The sequence below is a fragment of the Brevundimonas sp. genome, from assembly GCF_044336875.1.
Taxonomy (GTDB): Bacteria; Pseudomonadota; Alphaproteobacteria; order Caulobacterales; family Caulobacteraceae; genus Brevundimonas.
Map to the genome: position 1 here is coordinate 42522 of NZ_JBIIOP010000008.1, position 20714 is coordinate 63235.

Consider the following 20714-nt stretch of genomic DNA (forward strand, 5'->3'; position numbering starts at 1 on the left):
GCAGGCAGGGTCCGTTGAAAATAACAACGGACGGAAACGACATGGGACTGGCGGTCGAGGATCGGGTCATCAGGGCCGAGGACGGCTGGCCGCTGGAGGCGACCCTGTTTCGCGCCGATGCGCCGCGCATGGCCGTGCTGGTCTCGGCCGGGACCGGGTTTCCGCGCGGTTTCTACGCCCGGTTCGCCCGATGGATGGCCGAGCGGGGCTGCGTGGTCCTGACCTACGACTATCGCGGCATCGGCGGATCGCGGCCGGAGGATCTGGCGGCGATGAAGATGGACTATCCCGACTGGGGACGTCTGGACATGCCCGCCGCCCTGAAGGCCTTGAAGAAGGCGGCGCCGGGCCTGCCGGTCTTCCATGTCGGCCACAGCGTCGGCGGCCATTTCGTCGGCTTCATGCCCAACCAGGCCGAGATCGCGCGCCACGCCTTCGTCTCGGTGGGAACCGGCTGGTGGGGCGGACACCACCGCAGCTACAATCCGATGGAGCTGTTCTTCTGGTTCGGCTTCGGCCCGGCCCATCTGCGTCGCCACGGCTATGTCCGCGCGGGGAAACTGTGGCGCGGCACGGACCTGCCGCGCGGGGTGTTCGAGACCTGGAAACGGTGGTGCCTGAAGCCGGCCTATTTCCTGGACGAACTGACGTCCGGCGCGCTGGACCCGCAGGCGTTCGACCAGGTGCGGTCGCCGATCCGCTCTTGGATCTTTCCCGACGACCCCATCGCCACGCCGGGCACGGGGGCGAGCCTGCTGAAGGCCTATCCCCATGCGCCCAGCGAGATCGTGCTGCGCCGCGCCGCCGATTACGGAGCACGCCGGATCGGACACGAAGGCGCCTTCCGCAAGGGGATGGAGCCGCTGTGGCAGGAAATTCTGGATTGGTTCGACGCGGGGGTTTCGAAGACCGGCCCCGGCGCCTAACTGTGCCGCTCCCGAGAATGAAGGATTTCCCCATGGCCTACGGCGATCAGCCCACCATCACTGTCGATGGGATCGAAATCCCCCTGCTCGGCTTCGGTACCTGGCAGCTGGAGCCCGAGGACGCGCGGCGCATGGTCGCCGAAGCCCTGCGCATCGGTTACCGCCATATCGACACGGCCTGGATCTACAAGAACGAGAAGGCGGTCGGCGAAGGCATCCGGGATTCGGGCGTGGCCCGCGAAGACATCTTCCTGACCACCAAGATCTGGGTCGAGCATTTCACCCATGACGCCCTGCTGAAGCAGGCGAAAGAGTCCGCCGAAAGCCTGGGCGCGACGCCGGACCTGCTGCTGCTGCACTGGCCCAAGCCGACCCCGTCGTTCGAAGAGACCCTGGGCGCGCTGAACGAGGCCAAGGATCAGGGCCTGACCAGGTCCATCGGCCTGTCGAACTTCCCGTCGAAGGAATTCCGCCAGGCCCAGGGCCTGTCGAAGGCGCGGCTGCTGACCAATCAGGTCGAGCATCATCCCTATCTCGGCGTGGATCAACTGGTCGCCACGGCGACCGAGCTGGGCTCTTCGATCACCGCCTGGTCGCCGCTGGCCCAGGGCAAGATCGCCGACGACGTCACCATTTCCGAGATCGCCCAGGCCCACGGCAAGACCAATGGTCAGATCACCCTGCGCTGGCTGATCCAGAACAAGATTATCGCCATTCCGCGCACCACCAAGGAAAGCCGGGCGCGCGAGAATTTCGACATCTTCGACTTCGAACTGTCGGGCGAGGAGATGCAGCGGATGGACGCCCTGGATCGCGGCGAACGCCTGGGGCCGTGGCTGGACGACGCCTTCGAATGGGACAAGACTGCGGCCTGATCGAGGGAGAGGCGCGTGCTGCGTGAACGGGACCGACCGCGACTGTGGCGCGCCGCCTTCGCCGTGATCGGCTGGGCGGCGCTGGTCCTGCAATATATACTGATGGTCGGGCCGGTGGAGGGCTGGGCCGTGCTGGAGCGCACGGTCAACTACTTCAGCTTCTTCACCATCCTGACCAATATCCTGGTCGCCCTGGCCCTGACCGGGCCGCTGATGAGCCCGGATCGGCGCGTGGCGCGGTGGAGCGCCGGCGAGGGGGTTCGGGCGGCTGTGACCCTGTATGTCGTGGTGGTCGGCGTCGTGTACCACTTCATGATCGCCCCCTACTGGAAGCCCGAGGGCCTGACCTTCGGGGTCAATCTGGTGCTGCACTACGTCATGCCCGTCGCCTTCCTGCTGGACTGGCTGTGGTTCACGCCCAAGGGAAGATTGCGCTGGATCGATCCGGTGAAATGGCTGGCTTTCCCGTTGGTCTACGCCGTCTGGACCCTGGCGCACGGCCTGATCGCCCACTGGTGGCCCTATGGGTTCGTCAATGTGGACGACCTGGGCCTGACGCGCGTGCTGACGATCTTCGGCGGCCTGCTGGTCTTCTTCCTGCTGGTCGGGTTGACGCTGGCGGGGCTCGACCGGGCGTTCGGTCGAACGGCGCGTGACAGTTCCGCTCCGGCGCTCTAGGCATCCCCCGACACCGCTCATCCCCGCGAAAGCGGGGACCCAGTTCTTTCGCGAGGCAGTTTGTCAGGGATCGAGAGTCGCGCGCGACGTCGAGGCCGGAACGCCCAAACCACTGGGTCCCCGCTTTCGCGGGGATGAGCGGAAAGGAAAAGACCGGACGCTTCATGGCCTACAAATCCCTCCGCGACTTCATCGAGCAGCTGGAAGCCGACGGCGAACTGGTGCGGGTGTCCGAGCCCGTCTCGACCGTGCTGGAAATGACCGAGATCCAGACCCGGCTGCTGCGCAACGGCGGGCCGGCGGTGCTGTTCGAAAAGCCGGTCATGCCGGACGGTACCATCAGCCCCATCCCCTGCCTGGCCAATCTGTTCGGCACGGTGAAACGGGTCGCCATGGGCGTGACGCTGGAGGGCAAGGCCCGCACCACCACCGAGGAACTGCGCGAGGTCGGGGAACTGCTGGCCTTCCTGCGCAATCCGACGCCGCCGCGCGGCCTGGGCGACGCAATGGAGATGCTGCCCCTGGCCCAGACCGTCATGTCGATGCGGCCCAAGACGGTGAAGAAGGCGCCGGTGCAGGAAGTGGTGTTGAAGGGCGACCAGATCGACCTGACCGCCCTGCCCGTCCAGTCGTGCTGGCCCGGCGAACCGGCGCCCCTGATCACCTGGGGTCTGGTCGTGACCAAGGGGCCGTCGGACGACCGCGAGGACGACTTCAACCTGGGCATCTACCGGATGCAGGTGCTGGGCAAGGACAAGGCCATCATGCGCTGGCTGGCCCATCGCGGCGGGGCGCAACACTACGCCCGGCACAAGAAGGCCGGAAAGAAGGAGCCCCTGCCCTGCGCCGTGGTGCTGGGCGCCGATCCGGGCACGATCCTGGCGGCGGTGACGCCGGTGCCGGACACCCTGTCGGAGTATCAGTTCGCCGGCCTGATGCGGGGCGCCAAGGCCGAACTGGTCCCGTGCAAGACCGTGCCGCTGATGGTGCCGGCCCAGGCCGAGATCGTGCTGGAGGGCCACGTCCTGCTGGACGAGTTCGAGGACGAAGGCCCCTACGGCGACCACACCGGCTATTACAATTCGGTCGAGAAATTCCCGGTCTTCCAGGTCAGCGCCATCACCATGCGCAAGGACCCGATCTATCTGACCACCTTCACCGGCCGGCCGCCGGACGAGCCCAGCGTGCTGGGTGAGGCGCTGAACGAGGTCTTCATCCCGCTGCTGCGTCAGCAGTTCCCCGAGATCGTCGACTTCTGGCTGCCGCCCGAGGGTTGTTCCTACAGGATCGCCGTGGTGTCGATGAAGAAGGCCTATCCGGGCCACGCCAAGCGGGTGATGCTGGGCGTGTGGAGCTATCTTCGCCAGTTCATGTACACCAAATGGGTCATCGTCGTGGACCACGACATCGACGCCCGCGACTGGAAGGACGTGATGTGGGCCATCTCGACCAAGATGGATCCGGCCCGCGACATCACCGTGATCGAGAACACCCCGATCGACTATCTGGACTTCGCCAGCCCCGAGAGCGGCCTGGGCTCCAAGATCGGCCTGGACGCCACCGACAAGTGGGAGCCCGAGACCAAGCGCGAATGGGGCGAGGAGATCCGGATGGAGCAGGAGGTCATCGACCGGGTGTCCGACATCTGGGACCGGCTGGGCCTGCCCGGCGACAAGACGCCGATCTGGAAATAGGCCGTCAGGCGGGAGGGCCGGCCGCCGCGCCGATCGTGCCGAGGATCGTCAGGACGGCGGCGACATAGTTGAGCCGGGACCGGGTGTAGGACCGCACCCGATCCCTGCCGCGCACCAGTCGCACGACGAAATAGACGACCGTGTGGACGAGGAAGAAGAAGACCACCGGGGCGAAGAACAGTTGGCCCACCGCCCCGCCCCAGAAACCGACCGAGGCCATGTCCGCCGCTGCGCGGGCGTTGAACAGGAAGGCTGTGGCCAGGATCAGGCCGAGCGAGATGATCTGGTGCATAACGATCCCAGGCACAGGAAAGACGACCTGTCCGTAATGCCGTGAAGCTTGGTTGGCTCCCTACAATCCACAGCTGATCGCATCCGCGCCAACGGTGACTGGCGAACAGGCCTCCTAACGTCTAGCTTCCCCGTCTGATTGTCGGGGGACATGGGTTGAGCGCGTTCGAATTCTTCTTCAGCTTCTATGGCTTGATCCTGGGCCTGTCGGTGGCGGAACTGCTGGGCGGGTTCGCGCGGACGGTGAACCGCAATCCGAGACCGCGCTTCGGTCTGCTGACGCCGCTGTTGGCGGTGTTTGCGGCGGTGGACGTGACCACCTTCTGGTATCAGGCCTGGATCATCTTCCGGCCCGCCCCCTTCAACCTGGCCCTGCTGATGCTGGGCCTGCTGATCGCGGGCCTGTTCTATATCGCCGCGACCCTGGTGTTCCCACGCGACGAGGACCGGATCGAGGATCTGGACACCCATTTCTGGCGCAACAAACGCACCATCCTGCTTTTGCTGCTGAGCGCCAATGTGATCGTGGCCAGCCTGATTATCGGGGTCAGCGCCGCCCAGGGCGAACTGCATCTGGTGGCCAAGACCTGGTATTTCTGGTTCGGCCTGAGCCTGTTCACAGGCCTGACCGTGGTCGCCGCCCTGGCGCGTCGGCCGTGGATCGTGAAAGCGGCCCTGATCGCCCTGTTGGTCTATTACAGTTCCAATATAGTGCGGGCCGCCGCCCCCTTGATCAACGAGGGCGGCTGGTCGCTGGTGGCGAAGGAGTAGGCTGACGACTTCTGTCTCAGGCGCATGCGTCGTGTTATAACTATGTTCTAACGGAGCGTGTCATGTCCTCGGCCATACGCAAGATCGGCAACTCGGCAGGGGTGATCCTGCCCAAGCCTGCCTTGGCGGCGCTCGGCGTCGGCGAAGGCGCCGCCGTGGAGTTTATCTACGAACCCGGCAAGATCAGTATCGTGCCGGCCCGCAAACAGCCCCGCCAGGGCTGGGAGGACGACGCCAAACGGATTGCGGCGGCGGGCCTGACCGAAGAGGAACGCGCATGGCTGGACGCAAATCTCACCCCTGAGACGGACAGGGACGCTCTGGGCGACGATTGGACGGATGAGGATATCGCCGAACTGGAAGCCGCGCTCGCCCGTGATAGCGATCCGTCTTGATCAAGCGAGGCGATGTTTGGCTGGTTCGGCTTGATCCCACCGTCGGCAGCGAAATCCGCAAGACCAGACCCTGTGTCATTATTTCGCCAGACGGCTTGAGCCACCTGCCATTGCACCTCATCGTGCCGCTGACCAGCGGCAGCATACCCTCGCGGTTTCGCCCTGAGGTGCATTTCGGATCCAAGACTGGTCTTCTGCTGCCGGACCATATGCGATCCGTAGATCGCTCGCGAATGATCCGTCGGATCGGCGCGTTGAGAGCGCCAGAAATGGCGATCCTTCTCGCCACGCTGCGAGAAATGTTCGAAGAATAGGCCCGCAGGTGATCCGCGCGCGTCGGAATTCTGCTCCCACGCCCACGGCCTGCCGTCGGAATTGTCGGGCGCCGACGCCGCTTGTCAGCCCGGCGCAATCGGCTCACGAAAGGCCATGCATTCCGCTCTTCTGGTTTCGACCCTCCTTGCAGCCCTTGCCTACAGCGTGAGTCCCGCCATGTCCCAGACCCCGCCCGCCTCGGTTCCCAACGCGGCGCCGTGGGACCAGGCCTTCCTGCCGCCCGCCCCGGCCTGGGACGGGGCGTCGAAGGCGCTGCTGCGCGACGCGGGCGATCCCTGGGTCACCGCCTTCGAGGCCGATCCGGCGCATGATTTCAGCCCGAACTATGTCGACACCCGCGCCTGGTTCGACCGGCTGGACGCCGTCAGCGACCTGATCCGCATCGAACAGTTCGGGGTCTCGCCCGAGGGACGGCCGATCTATGCGGTGATCGCCTCGAAAGACGGCGCCGAGCTCGATCCGGCCAAGCCCGTGCTGATGATCCAGGCTGGCATCCACCCCGGCGAGATCGACGGCAAGGACGCGGGCATGATGCTGCTGCGCGACATGGCCTTCTATGGGAAGGACGCCCTGCTGGACCGGGTGAACCTGATCCTGATCCCGATCCTGAGCGTGGACGGGCACGAACGGGCCAGCGCCTATTCCCGTCCGAACCAGCGCGGGCCGCGCATCCAGGGCTGGCGCAATACGGCGACCAACCAGAACCTGAACCGCGACTATCTGAAACTGGACCAGCCCGAGATGCGGGCGGTGCGCGGCCTGATCCTGAAATACCGGCCGGACCTCTATGTCGACGTCCATGTCACCGACGGCATGGATTACCAGTACGATGTCACCTACGGCTTCAACGGCGAGGACGGCGCCTTCACCCGCTCGCCCCACGGATCGGCCTGGCTGGACACGGTGTTCAAGCCGGCGATGAATGCGGCCCTGGAGGCCGAGGGCCATATCCCCGGCGAACTGGTGTTCGGCATCGACGACGACGAACCGAAGAAGGGTCTGTCTGACGGCGGTCTGGGCGAGCGGTTCTCGAACGGCTGGGGCGCGGCCGCCCATGTGCCGACCATACTGATCGAGAACCACAGCCTGAAGCCGCACGAGCAGCGGGTGCTGGGCACCTATGTCTTCATCGAGGAATCCCTGCGGCTGCTGGCCGAACAGGGGGCGGCCCTGAAGGCGGCGACGACGCAGGACATGGCCCTGCGCCCCGCAGAAATCCCGGCGAACTTCGAGGCCGAGGAGACGCCGTCGTCCACCCGGCCGTTCAAGGGCATCCTGTTCGAGATGTATCCCAGCGCCGCCTCGGGCCGCGACGAGGTGCGCTGGCTGGGCCGGGCCGATCCCGAGCTGTGGCGGATGCCCTTCTATGGCTCGAAGCCGACCCTGACGCTGAAACGGCCGACCGCCTATTGGGTGCCCGGCTATCGCGCCGACCTCATCGAGCGGCTGAAGGCGCACGGGATCGCGATGGAGACGGTCGAGACGCCGCGCGTGGTCGATGTGTCCATGCTGCGCCTGGTCGATCCGAAACTGGCCGGTCGCGCCAACGAGGGCCATGTCCAGGCCTCGGTCGAGACGGTCGAGGTGGAGCAGCGCGCCTGGACCTTCCCGACCGGATCGGTGCGGGTGCCGACCGACCAGCCGCTGGGCGACATCGTCGTCCTGCTGCTGGAGCCGCAGTCGAGCGAGAGCTTCTTCGCCTGGGGGATGTTCCCCGAGGTGATGAGCCGGGTCGAATATATCGAGGCCTACGCCATCGCGCCCCTGGCCGAAAAGATGCTGGCCGCCGATCCGGCGCTGAAGGCCGAATTCGAGGCGAAACTGGCGGCGGAGCCTGCGTTCGCCGCCGACGCCCAGGCGCGTCTGGCCTGGTTCTACGAGCGGACGCCCTTCTACGACGACCATTATCTGCTGTACCCCGTCGGGCGTGAGGACTGATCGATGAACGAACCCCTGATGCACGCCGTCCAGGCCGCCGCCCTGTGGAGCGGCCTGCTGATCCTGTTGATGCTGGTCCTGTCAGGCGTGGTGGTCAGCGGACGGCGCAAGCACATGGTCTCGTTCGGGGACGGCGGCAACGCCGACCTGATGGCCGCCAGCCGCGCCTTCGGCAATCTGGTGGAATATGCGACGCCGGGCATGATCGCCATGCTGCTGCTGGCGGCCGTCGGGGCCCCGGCCTGGATGGTCCATGCGGTGGGCGCGACCCTGCTGGCCGGGCGGGTGGTCCACGCCCTGGGCCTGCTGTTCCAGACCGGACCGTCGCTGGGCCGGGTGATCGGCATGTTGCTGACCTGGGTGGCCCTGCTGACCGCCGCCGTGGGGCTGATCGCCTTCGCCGTCGTCTGAGCCAAGGTTGCGGTGCAGCAAGCGGTCCGCCATATCGGGGCATGACTGAAGTCCTCAAAGCGTCCGTTTCCACCGATCTGCTCAACGACATCGTCCAGGCGGCCCTGAGGGCCGGCGCCGATGCGGCCGAGGCGGTCAGCGCCGATCGCAAGTCCCTGTCGGTCGGGGTCCGCAACGGCAAGCTGGAAGACGTCGAACGCGAGGAATCGCGCGACCTGGGCCTGCGGGTCTTCGTCGGACAGCGCCAGGCCTCGGTCTCGGCCTCGGACCTGTCCCCCGCGACGCGGGCGCGGCTGGTCGAGCGGGCCGTGGCCATGGCGCGACTGGCGCCGGAAGACCCCCACGCCGGTTTCGCCCCCGAGGATCGGTTGGCGCGCGGCCCCTTCGCCGATCTGGACCTGTTCGATCCCACCGAACGCAGCGCCGAGGCGCTGGAAGCCGTGTCGGCCGAGGCCGAGGCTGCGGCCCTGGCGGTCGAGGGCGTGGCCCGGTCCGAGGGCGGGCACGCCGCCTGGTCGTCCAGCCAGTGGCGGCTGGTCACCTCGCACGGGTTCGACGGCGACTATCGCGGCTCGTCCTTCTCGCTGGGCGTCGGCGTCATCGCCGAAAAGGACGGCGCCATGGAGCGCGGCGGCGAGAGCCGGGGCGTGCGGCACCTGGCCGACCTGCCCGGCGCCGAGATCATCGGCCGCACGGCCGGCGAGCGGGCCGCAGCCCGCGTCGGGCCGCGCAAGATCGCCTCGACCACCGCCCCCGTCATCTTCGACAACCGCATGGCCGGCCAGATCGTCTCGCCCGCCATCGGCGCCATCTCCGGCCCGTCGATCGCGCGCGGCACCTCCTTCCTGAAGGACCGGCTGGGCCAGCGGGTGTTCGCCGATGGGGTGAACCTGATCGACGACCCGTTCCGCCCCCGCGGCCTGGGCTCCACTCCGTTCGACGACGAAGGGGTGGCGGTCGAGCGGCGCGCCCTGTTCGACGACGGGGTGCTGACCACCTGGCTGCTGAACAGCGCCTCGGCCCGGCAACTGGGGCTGCAATCCACCGGACACGCCTCGCGCGGCCTGGCGGGGCCGGCCGGGGTCTCGACCCACAATCTGCACATGGAGCCGGGCGACCGGGATCTGGCGGGGCTGATGTCTGACGCCGGGTCCGGCCTCTTGGTCACCTCGATGTTCGGGCCGTCGCTGAACGGCAACACGGGCGACTGGTCCGCCGGGGTGTCGGGCTTCTGGTTCGAGGACGGCGCCATCGCCTATCCGGTCAGCGAGGTCACGGTGGCCGGCAAGCTGACCGACCTCTATCTTCGCATTCAGCGCGGCTCGGACCTGGAGTTCCGGGGCGGGTTCAACGTGCCCAGCCTGATGTTCGACGCGGTGGCGATCGCGGGCAAATGACAGACCTGTCCGCCGACCTCGCTCTGATCCGCCAGGCCGCGCTGGACGCCGGCGCCCTGGCGGTCGCCGAGCGTGAGGCGGGGCTGAAGATCGAGTCCAAGCCCGGCGGCTCTCCGGTCACCAGCGGCGATCTGGCGGTGGACGCCATGCTGAAGGACCGGCTGCTGTCGGCGCGGCCGGATTACGGCTGGCTGTCTGAGGAGACGGCGGATTCACCCGACCGCCTGTCGAAACGGCGCATCTTCGTGGTCGATCCGGTCGACGGCACGGTCGCCTATATGAAGCGTCAGCCCTGGTGGTGCGTGCCCATCGCCGTCGTCGAGGACGGCCAGGTGGTCGCCGCCGTCATCCACGCCCCCGAGGTGCAGGAGACCTATGAGGCGACGCGCGGCGGCGGGGCGCGGCGAAACGGCGCAGTCATCCGCGCCTCGGACGCCGAGACCCTGGACGACGCCTCGGTGCTGGGCGACGCGCGCATGATCGAAGGGACGCACTGGGACGAGCCCTGGCCGCCTCTGCGCTTCGAGAAACGCAACGCCCTGGCCTATCGGATGGCCCTGGTCGCGGCCGGCGCCTTCGACGCGGCCCTGGCCCTGACGCCCAAATGGGACTGGGACGTCGCCGCCGGATGCCTGATCGCGCAGGAGGCCGGGGCCATCGTCAGCGATCACCACGGCCGGCCCTGGGCCTTCAACCGGCCGGACCCGCGCCAGGCCAGCCTGGTCTGCGCCGCCCCGGCCCTGCATCCGCTGATCGTCAGACGCAGCCGCAGCGCGCCCCTGGCCCTCTAGGTCGCCGGTTCTTCGTAGAGATCGAGCCTACGCTGGATACGGGTGACATCTTCGCGCATCCGGTCGAACGAAGCTTGGAGCCGCACATCCGTCTCGGCCAAGGTCGCCAGATCGCGCCGAATGGAGGTCTGTCCCAGTTCGACGCCGGACACCCTTTCCTTCAGTTCGCGCACGTCCAGACCGAGCGCATCGATCTTGGCGTCGATACGCCGCAGGAAGACGAGCGTCAGATTTTCGGGATCGCGGCTCATGCCCCGATAATGCCTGATCGCGACGGCAGCGGCAAACGCGCGACAGACCTGTAAAAACGTGCCGTATTCGACCTAGGCCGAGGACGGAAAAACCCCGGCGCACATTGATCCTTGGGCGTTCTCGGCCTATGCCCCGCGCAAACCTCCTCCCAGCCCATGGATCTCCCCCGATGGCCGACCTGAACTCCGTTCCGTCCCAGTTGCTGCACATCGTCATCGGCGGCGAGCTGCGCCACCCGAACGAGCCGGTGTTCCGCGACGTGACCCAGGTCGAGTTCGTCGGCGCCTACGGCAGCTATGACGAAGCCAAGAAGGCCTGGAAGGCCCGCGCCCAGGCGACCGTCGACAACGCCCATATGCGCTACTTCATCCTGCACGCGCACAAGCTGATCGATCCGCGCGGCGACGCCTGATCCATCCCGGGCGGGGGGAACCCCGCCCGACGTCGGAACGCTGAACAGCTGTTCCAGGCAGGAGTTCTATCGAGACGATGATCACGGCGATCCTGATCGTAGCGGCCATTCTGGCGCTGGGCGTCGGCATCGTCCTGTGGGCCACGCGCCGTCGTCCACACCTGGTTGAGCCTCGACCGATCCAGCGGGACATCGCCGCAAACGATCCGCCCTCCCCCGAGCTGACCGCGGCGCCGGTCGAGCCGGTCGATCCCTTCGCCGGCGTGCCCCTGCCGCAAGAGCATCGAGAGAATCGCGCATGAATCTGGAACCCGCCCAGACCTTCCAACTGGTCAGTCTTCTGGCCGTGCTGGTCCTGTTCTGCTTCTCGCTGCGAGACAAGATCAACTACCGCCGCTGGTTCAGGCAGTGGGAAGCCGACCGCAAGGCCCGGCGCGACGCCGAACTGGCGGCGGAAGCCGGTGAATCCTCGTCCGGCGACGACGCCCCCAAAGGCCCCTGGAGCTAAGCCCCCTACCGATCGCGGGGCATGGGCGCGCTACTCGCGCTTCAGCAGCTTGTCGGTCAGCAACGTGCCCCACCAGCCGGCCTTGAACTCGGCCCGGATCGCCTTGGGATCGTAGTCGGGGCTGTCGACCCAGTCGATGAAGCTGATCCCCTGCGGTTCGATCTCGTCGACGTATTTCTCGAGCGTATAGTCCAGCACGCCGGTCAGGCCCTCGCGCGAGTGAAGGTACTTCTTCGACAGTTGTTTCATCGCTGTCGAGATCGGCTCGCCCAGATGGAAGTGGCGATAGAAGACCGCCATCATCCCCGCCCGGTCCGCGCCGGACTTGCAATGGATCAGGACCGGGTATTCGATGGTCTTGAACAGGTCGCGGGCGCGGTGGATGCGGTCCGTCTGAGGCGGGTCGCGTGAATCCAGCGGGGCGTCGATCAGGGTCAGGCCCAGACGTTCGCAGGCCTCGCGCTCCAGCCAGTAATAGCCCTCGTCCCGCTGGCCCCGCAGATTGATGACGGTGCGGACGCCCTTCTTCTTCCAGTAGGCCAGCTGGCGCGGCGACGGCTGGTTGGTGCGGACCAGGTCCGGCCCCAGCCAGTGGGCGTTGGAAAAGGCCAGGCGCAGAAAGGCGTGGTCGGCCCAGAAATAATGCCAATGCGCCTGGAACCGGCCCATCGCGGTCGAGAGGTCGAAGCGCGTCATGGGCGTCAGATAGCGATCCAAAGCCGCCGCGTCATCCTCAGCCTGCGACCTGAGACGAAGCCTGGCCGCCCTGGGGCAGCCTGTTCTCCGCCCAGAAGATGAAGATGGAGGCGCCGACGATCAGGGCCGCGCCCGGCCAGAACCAGATAGAGGGCGTCTGGCCGAGGAATATCCAGCCGAGCAGACCCGCCAGCGGCACCTTCAGATCGGCGAACGGCTGCAGATAGGCGGCGTCGGCTGAGCGGTAGGCGGAGGCCAGCAGATATTGCGCCGCCGCCGTCAACCCGCCCAGGATCAGCAGCAGCACCAGTCCTGCGCCCGAAGGCAGGGCGAAGGGCAGGCCCGCGGCCACACCGGCGGGCAGGACAAAGGCCAGGGCGTTCGCCGCCAGCAGTATGGCCAGATGGTTGGGGGTGATCAGGACCAGCAGGGACACGGTCAGGGTCTCGGCCGTCTCGTCGCGCGCCAGCCAGCGGGTCAGGACGTCCGTGGTGGCCCACAGGGCGGCGGCCAGGATCGGCGTCAGGGCGGGCCAGTCCAGCCGCTCGGCGCCGACGCCCGAGACGATCACCGCGCCGACGAACCCGACCAGGGCCGCGCCGATGCGCGCACTGGACACCCGCTCGCCCAGAAACAGGGTCGAGCCGATGACGACAAAAAGAGGCCCGGTGTGCCAGATCGGCACGCCCGAAGCGAAACCGTAGACGAAGACATGGACGCCCAGGGCCGAGGCCAGGGCGCGCGCCTGATGCGCCAGGGGCCGGCGCGTCCTGAACTTGCCGATGCCGATCCGCAGCACGATGGGCAGCATCAGCACCGAGGCGATCAGATATTGCCAGAAGGCCATGCCGGTGGAGCTCATGCCGTAGTGCTGCGGCAGGATCGACTGCAGCATATTGCCGCCGGCGAACACCAGGCTGGCGGCGAGCATCAGCAGGGCGCCCAAGGCGGCGGTGCGGTGGCTGGGCAGTGTATTCGAGCGCAACAGTCGTCCCTTTCCGTAACCAGTTTCCTCGGGGCTACGGGAGACGACAGGCCGCGCCGCCGCCCAGCGAAGGACGACGGCGCCGGTCCGGCGCAATATCCCGTTCTCTTTCATCCGGACTATACCGTCGGCTCCGGAGTCGCACCGGATCTGCTGACCTCCCCTTTCGGAGAGCGCTCGCGGGCTTGGCGTCGCCGCCTTACCGCCGGTGGGGAATTGCACCCCGCCCTGAGAACACTGCGGGCGTACCCGCACCCCATAGCTAGATACGGCCCGCCCCGGCTTCAAGCCTTGACTTCCCCACCGAGGCGGACGACCGAGGGCCAATGAGCGAAACCGCCGACACCCTGCCGCTGCGCGTCCTTCTGGCGCGGATCTGGCGCGACTATCTGAGCCATCACAAGGGTTCTCTGGTCCTGTCGGTGATCTGCGCCGCCACGACCGGCCTGCTGACCGCCGCCCTGCTGAAACTGCTGGAACCGGCGATCAACGGCCTGTTCCTGGGCGGCGACCAGCCGATCAGCCTGTTCGGCGTCGCGACCTTCCCGGCGTCTCAGGCCCTGGTGGTGATCCCGGCGGCGATCCTGAGCGTGGCCGTGGTGCGGACCCTGGCGGCCCTGGGACAGGCGGCCCTGGTCAACCGGCTGGGCCACTCCATCGTCGGCGACATCCAGGTGCGGCTGTTCGCCTCGATGATCCGGGCCGATCTGGCGCGGCTGCGCAGCCAGCATTCGGGCGGTTTCGTCTCGTCGGTCCTGTTCGACGCCAATCTGGTGCGCGAGGCCTTCACCTCGGGCGTGGTGGCCTACACCCAGAACGGCCTGACCCTGGTCGCCACCCTGATCTATATGGCGGTGATCGACTGGCAGTTGATGCTGGTGGTGCTGCTGGGCGTGCCGATGGTGGCCCTGGTGCTGCGCCGGTTCGGCCGCAAGACCCGCAAGGCCGCCGTCGGCGCCATGCAGGAGACCGAGAACCTGTCGACCGCCCTGATGGAGAATCTGGACGGGGTCCGGCTGATCAAGATCGAGAACCGCGAGGCGGCCGAGGAGGCCCGCGTCGGCGAGGTGGTGTCGCGCCGCCAGCGCCACGTCATCAAGGGCGCCAACGCCCGCGCCTTCGCCGGTCCGTCCAGCGATCTGGTCGCCTATATCGTCGTCGCCGCCGTCATGGCCTACGCCGGATGGCGGGCCCAGTCGGGCGAGATGACCGTGGGCGGTTTCGCCGCCTTCATCGGCCTGCTGCTGGCGGCGGGCCAGTCGCTGCGTCAGGTGACCAACCTGGCCACAGTGATGAGCGAGGGCCTGACCGCCGCCCGCCGCCTGTTCGGCGCCCTGGACATCCAGCCCGAGATCCGCGAGGCCGAGACCGCCGCCGCCCTGCCCTCAGGTCCGGTCGAGGTGGCGCTGGACCAGGTCTCCTTCGCCTATGCCGGGACCGACGCCCCGACGCTGGATCAGGTGTCGCTGCGCGTCGCGCCGGGCGAAACCATCGCCCTGGTCGGTCCGTCCGGAGGCGGCAAGAGCACAATCCTGAGCCTGTTGCCGCGCTTCTATGACGTGACGGCGGGAGCGGTGCGGCTGAACGGGATCGACATCCGTCAGGTGCGGATCAGCGACCTGCGCAACCATATCGCCCTGGTGACCCAGGAGCCCTTCCTGTTCGACGACACCATCGCCAACAACATCGCCTATGGCCGACCCGGTGCGACCCAGGCCCAGATCGAGGATGCGGCCCGGTCCGCGGCCGCCCACGACTTCATCACCGCCCTGCCCGAGGGTTATGACACCCGCGCCGGCGAGGCGGGCCTGCGCCTGTCCGGCGGTCAGCGCCAGCGGATCGCCATCGCCCGCGCCTTCGTCAAGGACGCGCCCATCCTGCTGCTGGACGAGGCGACCAGCGCGCTCGACACCGAGAGCGAGGCCCTGGTCCAGGCCGCGCTGGAGCGGCTGATGGAAGGCCGCGCCACCCTGATGATCGCCCACCGCCTGTCGACCGTGCGCAACGCCGACCGCATCTATGTGATCGAGGCCGGCCGCGTGGTCGAGCAGGGATCGCACGACGCCCTGGTGTCCCAGGGCGGCCTCTATTCCCGCCTGGCCCGCCAGCAGTCGCTGGACGGCGGCGCCCCCACCGTCGAGACCGTCGCTTGAGACCGCTGCGCATACCCGCCGTCCAGGCGGCCCTGTCCTTCATCCTGGCCCAGTGGATGCAGTTCTGCTTCGCCACCATCCGCTGGACGCATGAGAACCAGACGGTGGCGCAAGACGTCTGGACCCGGGGCGGCGGCGTGCTGTGCGCCTTCTGGCATTCGCGCATCGCCCTGTCCCCGGCCTGTTGGCCCCTGAAGAAGGCCCAGCCGGCCAAGGCCCTGATCTCGCTGTCCGCAGACGGCCAATTCATCGCCAAGGCCGTGGCGCTGCAGGGCTTTCCCGCCATCCGGGGTTCGTCCTCGAACAAGGACAAGACCGACCGCGACAAGGGCGGATCACAGGCCCTGCGCGCGGGCCTGCGTCAGTTGAAGATCGGCGCCCTGGCCATCACGCCCGATGGTCCGCGCGGCCCCGCGCGCCAGATGGCCGAGGGCCTGCCCATGATGGCCAAGATCTCGAAGGTCCCGACCCTGTTCATCGGCATGTCCTGCAGCCCGGCGATCCGGCTGAACAGCTGGGATCGGGCCATCATCCCCCTGCCCTTCGGTCGGGGCGCCATCGTCTGGGACGTGGCCGACTATCCGAACGGCGAGGACCTGGACCATGTGCGGCTGGACTGGGCCGAGCGATTGAACGCCGTCGAGGCGCGCGCCGACGCCATCACGGGCCTGAAGCCGTGAGCGCCCCGTCATGACGCCCCTGCCGCTGCTGGCCTATCGGCTGCTGACCCGCGCGCTGGAGCCGCTGGCGCCGCGCCTGCTCGACGCCCGCGCGAACAAGGGCAAGGAGGATCCGGTCCGCGTCGACGAGCGGATGGGCTTCACCCGCGCCGAGCGGCCCGAGGGCGACCTGGTCTGGCTGCATGGCGTCAGCGTGGGTGAAACCGTGTCCCTGCTGCCCTTGGTCGAGCGGTTCGTCAGGACGCGGCCGGATCTGACGGTTCTGGTCACCTCGGGCACGGTGACTTCGGCGCGGATCCTGGCCGACCGGCTGCCGCCGGGGGTGATCCACCAGTATGCGCCGGTCGACGGGCCGGGCGTCGTGGCCCGCTTTCTCGACCATTGGCGGCCCGGCCTGGCCATCTTCGTCGAAAGCGAACTCTGGCCCAACATGCTGCTGGAAGCGCATCGTCGCGGAGTGAAGCTGGCCCTGGTCAGCGCCCGGATCACCGAGAAGACCGTCGACGGCTGGGTGCGGTTCCCGGCCTCGGCGCGGGCGGTCACCGCCGCCTTCGACCTGGTCCTGCCGCAGGATCAGGCCTCGGCCGAACGACTGCGACGGCTGGGCGCGCGGGTGGACGGCCTGGTCAATCTGAAACTGGCGGGCGAGCCCCTGCCCCACGATCAGGCCGCCTTCAGCCGCCTGAGCGCCGCCATCGGCGACCGGCCCGTGGTGGTCGCCGCCAGCACCCATGAGGGCGAGGAGGTGGCCATCGTCCGCGCTCTGGACAAGCTGGCCGACCGGGCCTGTCTGATCCTGCTGCCGCGCCACCCGGAGCGGGGACCGCATATAGCCACCGCCCTGCAGCGCGAAGGCTACGCCTTCGCCATGCGGTCACGGGGCGAGACCATCGGGCGCGACACCGACATCTATCTGGCCGACACCCTGAACGAGATGGGCCTGTTCCTGCGTCTGGCCGACGTGGTGGTGATGGGCGGCTCCTTCGCCCCGGCCCTGGGCCTGCCGGCGGTCGGCGGACACAATCCGCTGGAGCCGGCGCGGCTGGCGCGGCCGACGATCACCGGGCCCGACGCCTCCAACTGGGCCACCGTCACCTCGGCCCTGGCCGAAGCCGGCGGGTTGATCCTGGTCCAGGCGCCGTGGGACCTGCCCGGCGCGGTCGAGCCGCTGCTGGCCGATCCGTCGGCGGCCAGGGCCATGGGCGAGCGCGCCCGGCGCGCCGCCGCCGACGCCGGCGGCGGTCTAGACAGGCTGTGGAGCTTCCTGTCCCCGCTGACGCCGAAGGCGGCGCCCCGCAAGGGTCCGGGCCGATGAAGCTCAACACGCCCCGCTGGTGGTATGTCCGCGACAGCAATCATGCGCGGATGACCCGCACCGTGCTGAAGCCGCTGGGCTGGATCTGGGCCGGGGCGACGGCGCGCCGGATCGCCCGGACGGCGCCGGTCGATCCGGGTTGCGCGGTCATCTCGGTCGGCAATCTGACGGTCGGCGGATCGGGCAAGACCCCGGTGACCCGCGAGGTTTTGCGGCTGCTGCGGACGGCGGGCGTCGAGGCGCAGGGTCTGTCGCGCGGTTATGGGGGGCGGCTGGAAGGCCCGGTGAGGGTCGATCCTCAGACCCATGCGGCCGAAGACGTCGGGGACGAACCCCTGATGCTGGCGCAGGGCGCCCCCGCCTGGATCGCGCGCGACCGGGTCGCCGGGGCGCGGGCGGCGGCGTCCCAAGGCGCCCAGGTCCTGGTGCTGGACGACGGACACCAGAACCCGGCGTTGCAGAAGACCATCAGCCTGATCGTCGTCGACGGCGAGACACGCGGCGACGAATGGCCGTTCGGCGACGGCTCTGTCTTCCCCTCCGGCCCGATGCGCGAGCCGCTGAAGGCCGGGCTGGCTCGCGCCGACGCCGTGGTGGTGATGCTGCCGACCGATGTGGCCACGGCCGATCCCGAGTTGCTGGCCCTGTTCAGCGGCCTGCCCGTCTTCATCGCCCGACTGACGCCCGAAGGTCCGCCGCCGTCGGGGGCCCAGGTCGGGTTCGCCGGCATCGCCAAGCCGTGGAAGGTCGAGCGGTCGCTGAAGGCGGCGGGCTGCGACCTGGTCGATTTCGTCCCCTTCCCCGACCACGCCGCCTATAGCGCCCGGGACATGGGTTTCCTGCGGGACCGGGCGGCTGTCTATCAGGCCGGTCTGGTCACCACGGAAAAGGACTGGGTGCGGCTGACGCCCGAGCAGCGCGCCGATGTGGCGGCCTGGCCGGTCGTCGCCCGGTTCGAGGATCAGCCAGGCTTCGCCGCCTTCCTGACAGACCGGATTCAGTCGGCGCGGTAGACCACGCCGCCCTTCATCACGAACCTCATCCGCTCCAGTTCGGTCACGTCGGTCAGCGGGTCGCCCGCGACGGCGACGATGTCGGCCGGCATGCCCGGCGCGATCCGGCCCGCCTCGTTCGAAATGCGCAGATGTTCGGCGGCGCCGACGGTGGCGGCCTGGATGGCCTCCAGCGGGGTCAGGCCGGCGCGGACCAGAAGGGCGAACTCCTGGGCGTTGTCGCCGTGGGCGGACACGCCGGTGTCGGTGCCGAAGGCGATCTTCACGCCGCCCTCATGCGCGCGTCGGGCCATGTCGAGCATCCTGGGCCCGGCCTCCAGCGCCTTGGCGGTCTGGGCCGGGGTCAGGAAGTTGTTCGGTCCCGAAGCGACGCGAGCGACAAAGTCGCCGGCCAGCAGGGTCGGCACCAGCCAGGCGCCGTTCGACTTGAACAGGCGGATCGACTGGTCGTCCAGATAGGTGCCGTGCTCGATGGAATTCCCGCCCGCGCGCAGGAAGGCGTTGATCCCGTCCACCCCATGGGCGTGGGCGGTGACCTGACGGCCCATCCGGTGGGCGCTTTCGACGATGGCGGTCAGTTCCGGATCGCTGAATTGCTGGGCCAGACCCGCCGCCGTATTGGACAGAACGCCGCCGGTCGCCGTGATCTTGATGATGTCGGCGCCGGCGCGGACCTGGGTGCGGACGGCCCTCATGCAGTCCTCGGGTCCCGAGCAGATGCTCTCGGACGACAGCAGGTGCATGACGTCGTCGCGGTAGCCGTTGATGTCGCCGTGCCCGCCATGGATCGACACGGCCGAACCTGCAGCAATGATGCGCGGTCCCGGCACGTCGCCGGCCTTCACCGCGTCACGCAGGGCGAAGATCGACTCGTTGGTCGCGCCCAAATCAGCGACCGTGGTGAAGCCGGCCATCAGGGTGCGGCGGGCGTAGCGGGCGCCGACCATGGCCTGGGTCGCATTGGACTCGGTGACGTTCTCCAGGCGCGAATTGGGGTTCTGCTGCCCCGTCAGATGGACGTGGCTGTCGATCAGACCGGGCAGGACGAAACCGCTGCGAAGGTCCAAGACCTTGCCCTGGGAAGGGTCGCCGACGAAGCCGTCGCGCACTTCGACGACTTGGTTCCCTCTGATCACGAGAGTTTTATCGCGCTGCACAACGCCGTTCGACGGATCCGCCAGAAGACGGCCGGCCTCGACAAAGGTCGTAAGCTGAGCGGGAGAAACCCCAGAGCCGGCGGGGGTTTGCTGCGCCGAAGCCGCCGTGACCGAGGCCATCAGCACCGCCAGCGCCAGACCGAAACGCTTCATCGAATTCTCCCCCGCGGCGCGGCGCCGCAAAAATGCCCCACAAGGCTCAGGTTGCCTCGATGGTTACCAACTGAAACAAACACCGCCCAAGAACAAACCGCAACGAGGGCGTCGCATGCGGCTATCGAGACGAGGGCTCATTCTGGGCGGATCGGCCATGCTGGCCGGTTGCGCCAGCGCCAAGGCGCCGCTGACCACGGCCGCCATCACGCCGCCAGTGGTGACGATCGCGCCCGCCCCGGTGCTGCAGGCCGCCAGCGCGACACCCCCGCCCCTCGACCCGCGCGGCCATGTCCGCAAGGAACTGATGGAGCGCGCCATGACGGCGCTGGACGTCCATCACCAAAAGATTCCGCTGCGCGACCGCATGTATCTGGTCGACTTCAAGAAATACTCGGGTGAGGAACGGCTTTACGAAGTCGATCTTATCGCGGGCGAGGTCAAGGTCCTGCGCACCTGCCACGGCCGCGGCTCCGACCCCCGCCACTCCGGCTATGCCGAGCGCTTCTCCAATACCCCCGATTCCAACATGTCATCGGTCGGCGCCTACGCCACCGCCGGGGCCAACTGGGGCCGTCAGCAAGGGCCGAACGTCCTGCTGGACGGGCTGGAGTATTCGAACGACAAGGCGCGTGAACGGGCCATCATCATCCATGGGGCCGATTACGCCGACCCGGATTTCCTGGCGCGTGAAGGCAAGCTGGGTCGGTCCTACGGCTGCTTCTCGGTCGCCCACACCGACCTGCCGGGACTGCGCGAACGGATGGGTGAAGGCCGGCTGCTGTTCGCCTGGGCTTAAGGTAGGCGGCTCCGCAGGTCGGGCCTGTTTTTCGATATTTGAGGCCTGATCAAGCGGTCAAGCGACCGCCGAACACTCGCGCCCGATC

Annotated in this window: 24 protein-coding genes and 1 riboswitch; of the genes, 19 read left to right on the forward strand and 5 right to left on the reverse strand. The window is 68.0% G+C overall.

What is annotated here, in order from left to right; translation table 11 throughout:
• Positions 1-41: 41 nt before the first annotated feature.
• The 4 genes from ACIQ1T_RS11310 to ACIQ1T_RS11325 all read left to right on the forward strand — a co-directional run bounded on the left by ACIQ1T_RS11310 (position 42) and on the right by ACIQ1T_RS11325 (position 4173).
• Positions 42-926 carry a serine aminopeptidase domain-containing protein gene (locus tag ACIQ1T_RS11310; RefSeq protein WP_395944651.1) on the forward strand — a complete coding sequence of 295 codons (885 nt, stop codon included), beginning with the start codon at positions 42-44 and terminating at the stop codon, positions 924-926.
• A 32-nt stretch (positions 927-958) separates the two neighbouring features.
• On the forward strand, positions 959-1801 hold the full coding sequence (locus ACIQ1T_RS11315) for an aldo/keto reductase (protein WP_395944652.1): 843 nt from the start codon (positions 959-961) through the stop codon (positions 1799-1801).
• A gap of 15 nt (positions 1802-1816) precedes the next feature.
• The gene (locus ACIQ1T_RS11320) at positions 1817-2479 is read left to right on the forward strand and encodes a Pr6Pr family membrane protein (protein WP_395944653.1); all 663 of its coding nucleotides are present in this window, start codon (positions 1817-1819) and stop codon (positions 2477-2479) included.
• Positions 2480-2643: 164 nt separating this feature from the next.
• Positions 2644-4173: a UbiD family decarboxylase gene (locus tag ACIQ1T_RS11325; protein ID WP_395944654.1), complete on the forward strand. Its 1530-nt coding sequence runs from the start codon at positions 2644-2646 to the stop codon at positions 4171-4173.
• Between the two features lie 4 nt (positions 4174-4177).
• On the opposite strand, the gene ACIQ1T_RS11330 is transcribed toward ACIQ1T_RS11325, so the two are convergent.
• Entirely contained in the window at positions 4178-4465 is a 288-nt protein-coding gene (locus ACIQ1T_RS11330) for a hypothetical protein (protein WP_395944655.1), read from the reverse strand.
• A gap of 155 nt (positions 4466-4620) precedes the next feature.
• On the opposite strand from ACIQ1T_RS11330, the gene ACIQ1T_RS11335 reads away from it, so the two are divergent.
• From ACIQ1T_RS11335 to ACIQ1T_RS11365, 7 genes are all read left to right on the forward strand, one after another.
• On the forward strand, positions 4621-5235 hold the full coding sequence (locus tag ACIQ1T_RS11335) for a hypothetical protein (RefSeq protein WP_395944656.1): 615 nt from the start codon (positions 4621-4623) through the stop codon (positions 5233-5235).
• A gap of 62 nt (positions 5236-5297) precedes the next feature.
• Complete coding sequence (locus tag ACIQ1T_RS11340) at positions 5298-5630, forward strand: AbrB/MazE/SpoVT family DNA-binding domain-containing protein (protein WP_395944657.1); 333 nt, start codon at positions 5298-5300, stop codon at positions 5628-5630.
• Entirely contained in the window at positions 5627-5944 is a 318-nt protein-coding gene (locus ACIQ1T_RS11345; protein ID WP_395944658.1) for a type II toxin-antitoxin system PemK/MazF family toxin, read from the forward strand. Before ACIQ1T_RS11340 ends, ACIQ1T_RS11345 begins: the two co-directional genes overlap by 4 nt.
• Before the next feature lie 178 nt (positions 5945-6122).
• A complete protein-coding gene (locus tag ACIQ1T_RS11350) occupies positions 6123-7904 on the forward strand; it encodes a M14 family metallopeptidase (protein WP_395944659.1) in 1782 nt (593 codons plus the stop codon).
• Positions 7905-7907: 3 nt separating this feature from the next.
• A complete protein-coding gene (locus ACIQ1T_RS11355) occupies positions 7908-8315 on the forward strand; it encodes an MAPEG family protein (protein WP_395944660.1) in 408 nt (135 codons plus the stop codon).
• 41 nt (positions 8316-8356) lie between these two features.
• The gene (locus ACIQ1T_RS11360) at positions 8357-9712 is read left to right on the forward strand and encodes a TldD/PmbA family protein (RefSeq protein ID WP_395944661.1); all 1356 of its coding nucleotides are present in this window, start codon (positions 8357-8359) and stop codon (positions 9710-9712) included.
• On the forward strand, positions 9709-10503 hold the full coding sequence (locus tag ACIQ1T_RS11365) for a 3'(2'),5'-bisphosphate nucleotidase CysQ (RefSeq protein WP_395944662.1): 795 nt from the start codon (positions 9709-9711) through the stop codon (positions 10501-10503). The genes ACIQ1T_RS11360 and ACIQ1T_RS11365 overlap by 4 nt, the downstream gene beginning before the upstream one ends.
• On the opposite strand, the gene ACIQ1T_RS11370 is transcribed toward ACIQ1T_RS11365, so the two are convergent.
• Positions 10500-10754 carry a hypothetical protein gene (locus ACIQ1T_RS11370; RefSeq protein WP_395944663.1) on the reverse strand — a complete coding sequence of 85 codons (255 nt, stop codon included), beginning with the start codon at positions 10752-10754 and terminating at the stop codon, positions 10500-10502. The genes ACIQ1T_RS11365 and ACIQ1T_RS11370 overlap by 4 nt on opposite strands.
• Before the next feature lie 170 nt (positions 10755-10924).
• Here ACIQ1T_RS11370 and ACIQ1T_RS11375 point away from each other — a divergent pair, with 170 nt between their 5' ends.
• The 3 genes from ACIQ1T_RS11375 (at position 10925) to ACIQ1T_RS11385 (ending at position 11675) form a co-directional block, all read left to right on the forward strand.
• Positions 10925-11167, forward strand: a complete 243-nt coding sequence (locus ACIQ1T_RS11375) for a DUF4170 domain-containing protein (protein WP_395944664.1) — start codon at positions 10925-10927, stop codon at positions 11165-11167.
• A gap of 77 nt (positions 11168-11244) precedes the next feature.
• Positions 11245-11469 (forward strand): hypothetical protein, encoded by a 225-nt coding sequence (locus tag ACIQ1T_RS11380; protein WP_395944665.1) that lies wholly within the window; start codon positions 11245-11247, stop codon positions 11467-11469.
• Positions 11466-11675, forward strand: coding sequence for a hypothetical protein (locus ACIQ1T_RS11385; protein WP_395944666.1), 210 nt, complete (start codon positions 11466-11468; stop codon positions 11673-11675). Before ACIQ1T_RS11380 ends, ACIQ1T_RS11385 begins: the two co-directional genes overlap by 4 nt.
• A 30-nt stretch (positions 11676-11705) precedes the next feature.
• Here the strand turns inward: ACIQ1T_RS11385 and ACIQ1T_RS11390 are convergent, their stop codons facing one another.
• Both ACIQ1T_RS11390 and ACIQ1T_RS11395 read right to left on the reverse strand, forming a co-directional pair.
• The gene (locus ACIQ1T_RS11390; protein ID WP_395944667.1) at positions 11706-12371 is read right to left on the reverse strand and encodes a protein tyrosine phosphatase; all 666 of its coding nucleotides are present in this window, start codon (positions 12369-12371) and stop codon (positions 11706-11708) included.
• 37 nt (positions 12372-12408) lie between these two features.
• A complete protein-coding gene (locus ACIQ1T_RS11395) occupies positions 12409-13356 on the reverse strand; it encodes a DMT family transporter (RefSeq protein ID WP_395944668.1) in 948 nt (315 codons plus the stop codon).
• Positions 13357-13454: 98 nt separating this feature from the next.
• Positions 13455-13596, reverse strand: a riboswitch (FMN riboswitch).
• A gap of 86 nt (positions 13597-13682) precedes the next feature.
• Here ACIQ1T_RS11395 and ACIQ1T_RS11400 point away from each other — a divergent pair.
• Genes ACIQ1T_RS11400 through lpxK form a run of 4 tightly spaced genes read left to right on the forward strand, consistent with a single transcriptional unit; the run spans position 13683 to position 18517 of the window.
• Positions 13683-15509 carry an ABC transporter ATP-binding protein gene (locus tag ACIQ1T_RS11400; RefSeq protein WP_395944669.1) on the forward strand — a complete coding sequence of 609 codons (1827 nt, stop codon included), beginning with the start codon at positions 13683-13685 and terminating at the stop codon, positions 15507-15509.
• A complete protein-coding gene (locus ACIQ1T_RS11405) occupies positions 15506-16189 on the forward strand; it encodes a lysophospholipid acyltransferase family protein (RefSeq protein ID WP_395944670.1) in 684 nt (227 codons plus the stop codon). The genes ACIQ1T_RS11400 and ACIQ1T_RS11405 overlap by 4 nt, the downstream gene beginning before the upstream one ends.
• A 10-nt stretch (positions 16190-16199) precedes the next feature.
• Positions 16200-17504, forward strand: a complete 1305-nt coding sequence (locus tag ACIQ1T_RS11410; protein WP_395944671.1) for a 3-deoxy-D-manno-octulosonic acid transferase — start codon at positions 16200-16202, stop codon at positions 17502-17504.
• A complete protein-coding gene (gene lpxK / locus ACIQ1T_RS11415) occupies positions 17501-18517 on the forward strand; it encodes a tetraacyldisaccharide 4'-kinase (RefSeq protein ID WP_395944672.1) in 1017 nt (338 codons plus the stop codon). The genes ACIQ1T_RS11410 and lpxK overlap by 4 nt, the downstream gene beginning before the upstream one ends.
• On the opposite strand, the gene ACIQ1T_RS11420 is transcribed toward lpxK, so the two are convergent.
• Complete coding sequence (locus ACIQ1T_RS11420) at positions 18502-19827, reverse strand: amidohydrolase family protein (RefSeq protein ID WP_395944673.1); 1326 nt, start codon at positions 19825-19827, stop codon at positions 18502-18504. The two genes, lpxK and ACIQ1T_RS11420, sit on opposite strands and share 16 nt — an antisense overlap.
• A gap of 115 nt (positions 19828-19942) precedes the next feature.
• Here ACIQ1T_RS11420 and ACIQ1T_RS11425 point away from each other — a divergent pair, with 115 nt between their 5' ends.
• On the forward strand, positions 19943-20626 hold the full coding sequence (locus ACIQ1T_RS11425; protein ID WP_395944674.1) for a murein L,D-transpeptidase catalytic domain family protein: 684 nt from the start codon (positions 19943-19945) through the stop codon (positions 20624-20626).
• The last annotated feature ends 88 nt before the right edge of the window (positions 20627-20714 follow it).

What these genes read in the sequence shown, in the direction of transcription:
- ACIQ1T_RS11310 (WP_395944651.1), top strand. Translation starts at nt 42, where the DNA reads ATGGGACTGGCGGTCGAGGATCGGGTCATCAGGGCCGAGGACGGCTGG.
- ACIQ1T_RS11315 (WP_395944652.1), top strand. Translation starts at nt 959, where the DNA reads ATGGCCTACGGCGATCAGCCCACCATCACTGTCGATGGGATCGAAATC.
- ACIQ1T_RS11325 (WP_395944654.1), top strand. Translation starts at nt 2,644, where the DNA reads ATGGCCTACAAATCCCTCCGCGACTTCATCGAGCAGCTGGAAGCCGAC.
- ACIQ1T_RS11330 (WP_395944655.1), bottom strand. Translation starts at nt 4,465, where the DNA reads ATGCACCAGATCATCTCGCTCGGCCTGATCCTGGCCACAGCCTTCCTG.
- ACIQ1T_RS11340 (WP_395944657.1), top strand. Translation starts at nt 5,298, where the DNA reads ATGTCCTCGGCCATACGCAAGATCGGCAACTCGGCAGGGGTGATCCTG.
- ACIQ1T_RS11350 (WP_395944659.1), top strand. Translation starts at nt 6,123, where the DNA reads ATGTCCCAGACCCCGCCCGCCTCGGTTCCCAACGCGGCGCCGTGGGAC.
- ACIQ1T_RS11355 (WP_395944660.1), top strand. Translation starts at nt 7,908, where the DNA reads ATGAACGAACCCCTGATGCACGCCGTCCAGGCCGCCGCCCTGTGGAGC.
- ACIQ1T_RS11360 (WP_395944661.1), top strand. Translation starts at nt 8,357, where the DNA reads ATGACTGAAGTCCTCAAAGCGTCCGTTTCCACCGATCTGCTCAACGAC.
- ACIQ1T_RS11365 (WP_395944662.1), top strand. Translation starts at nt 9,709, where the DNA reads ATGACAGACCTGTCCGCCGACCTCGCTCTGATCCGCCAGGCCGCGCTG.
- ACIQ1T_RS11370 (WP_395944663.1), bottom strand. Translation starts at nt 10,754, where the DNA reads ATGAGCCGCGATCCCGAAAATCTGACGCTCGTCTTCCTGCGGCGTATC.
- ACIQ1T_RS11375 (WP_395944664.1), top strand. Translation starts at nt 10,925, where the DNA reads ATGGCCGACCTGAACTCCGTTCCGTCCCAGTTGCTGCACATCGTCATC.
- ACIQ1T_RS11380 (WP_395944665.1), top strand. Translation starts at nt 11,245, where the DNA reads ATGATCACGGCGATCCTGATCGTAGCGGCCATTCTGGCGCTGGGCGTC.
- ACIQ1T_RS11385 (WP_395944666.1), top strand. Translation starts at nt 11,466, where the DNA reads ATGAATCTGGAACCCGCCCAGACCTTCCAACTGGTCAGTCTTCTGGCC.
- ACIQ1T_RS11390 (WP_395944667.1), bottom strand. Translation starts at nt 12,371, where the DNA reads ATGACGCGCTTCGACCTCTCGACCGCGATGGGCCGGTTCCAGGCGCAT.
- ACIQ1T_RS11400 (WP_395944669.1), top strand. Translation starts at nt 13,683, where the DNA reads ATGAGCGAAACCGCCGACACCCTGCCGCTGCGCGTCCTTCTGGCGCGG.
- ACIQ1T_RS11410 (WP_395944671.1), top strand. Translation starts at nt 16,200, where the DNA reads ATGACGCCCCTGCCGCTGCTGGCCTATCGGCTGCTGACCCGCGCGCTG.
- lpxK (WP_395944672.1), top strand. Translation starts at nt 17,501, where the DNA reads ATGAAGCTCAACACGCCCCGCTGGTGGTATGTCCGCGACAGCAATCAT.
- ACIQ1T_RS11420 (WP_395944673.1), bottom strand. Translation starts at nt 19,827, where the DNA reads ATGAAGCGTTTCGGTCTGGCGCTGGCGGTGCTGATGGCCTCGGTCACG.
- ACIQ1T_RS11425 (WP_395944674.1), top strand. Translation starts at nt 19,943, where the DNA reads ATGCGGCTATCGAGACGAGGGCTCATTCTGGGCGGATCGGCCATGCTG.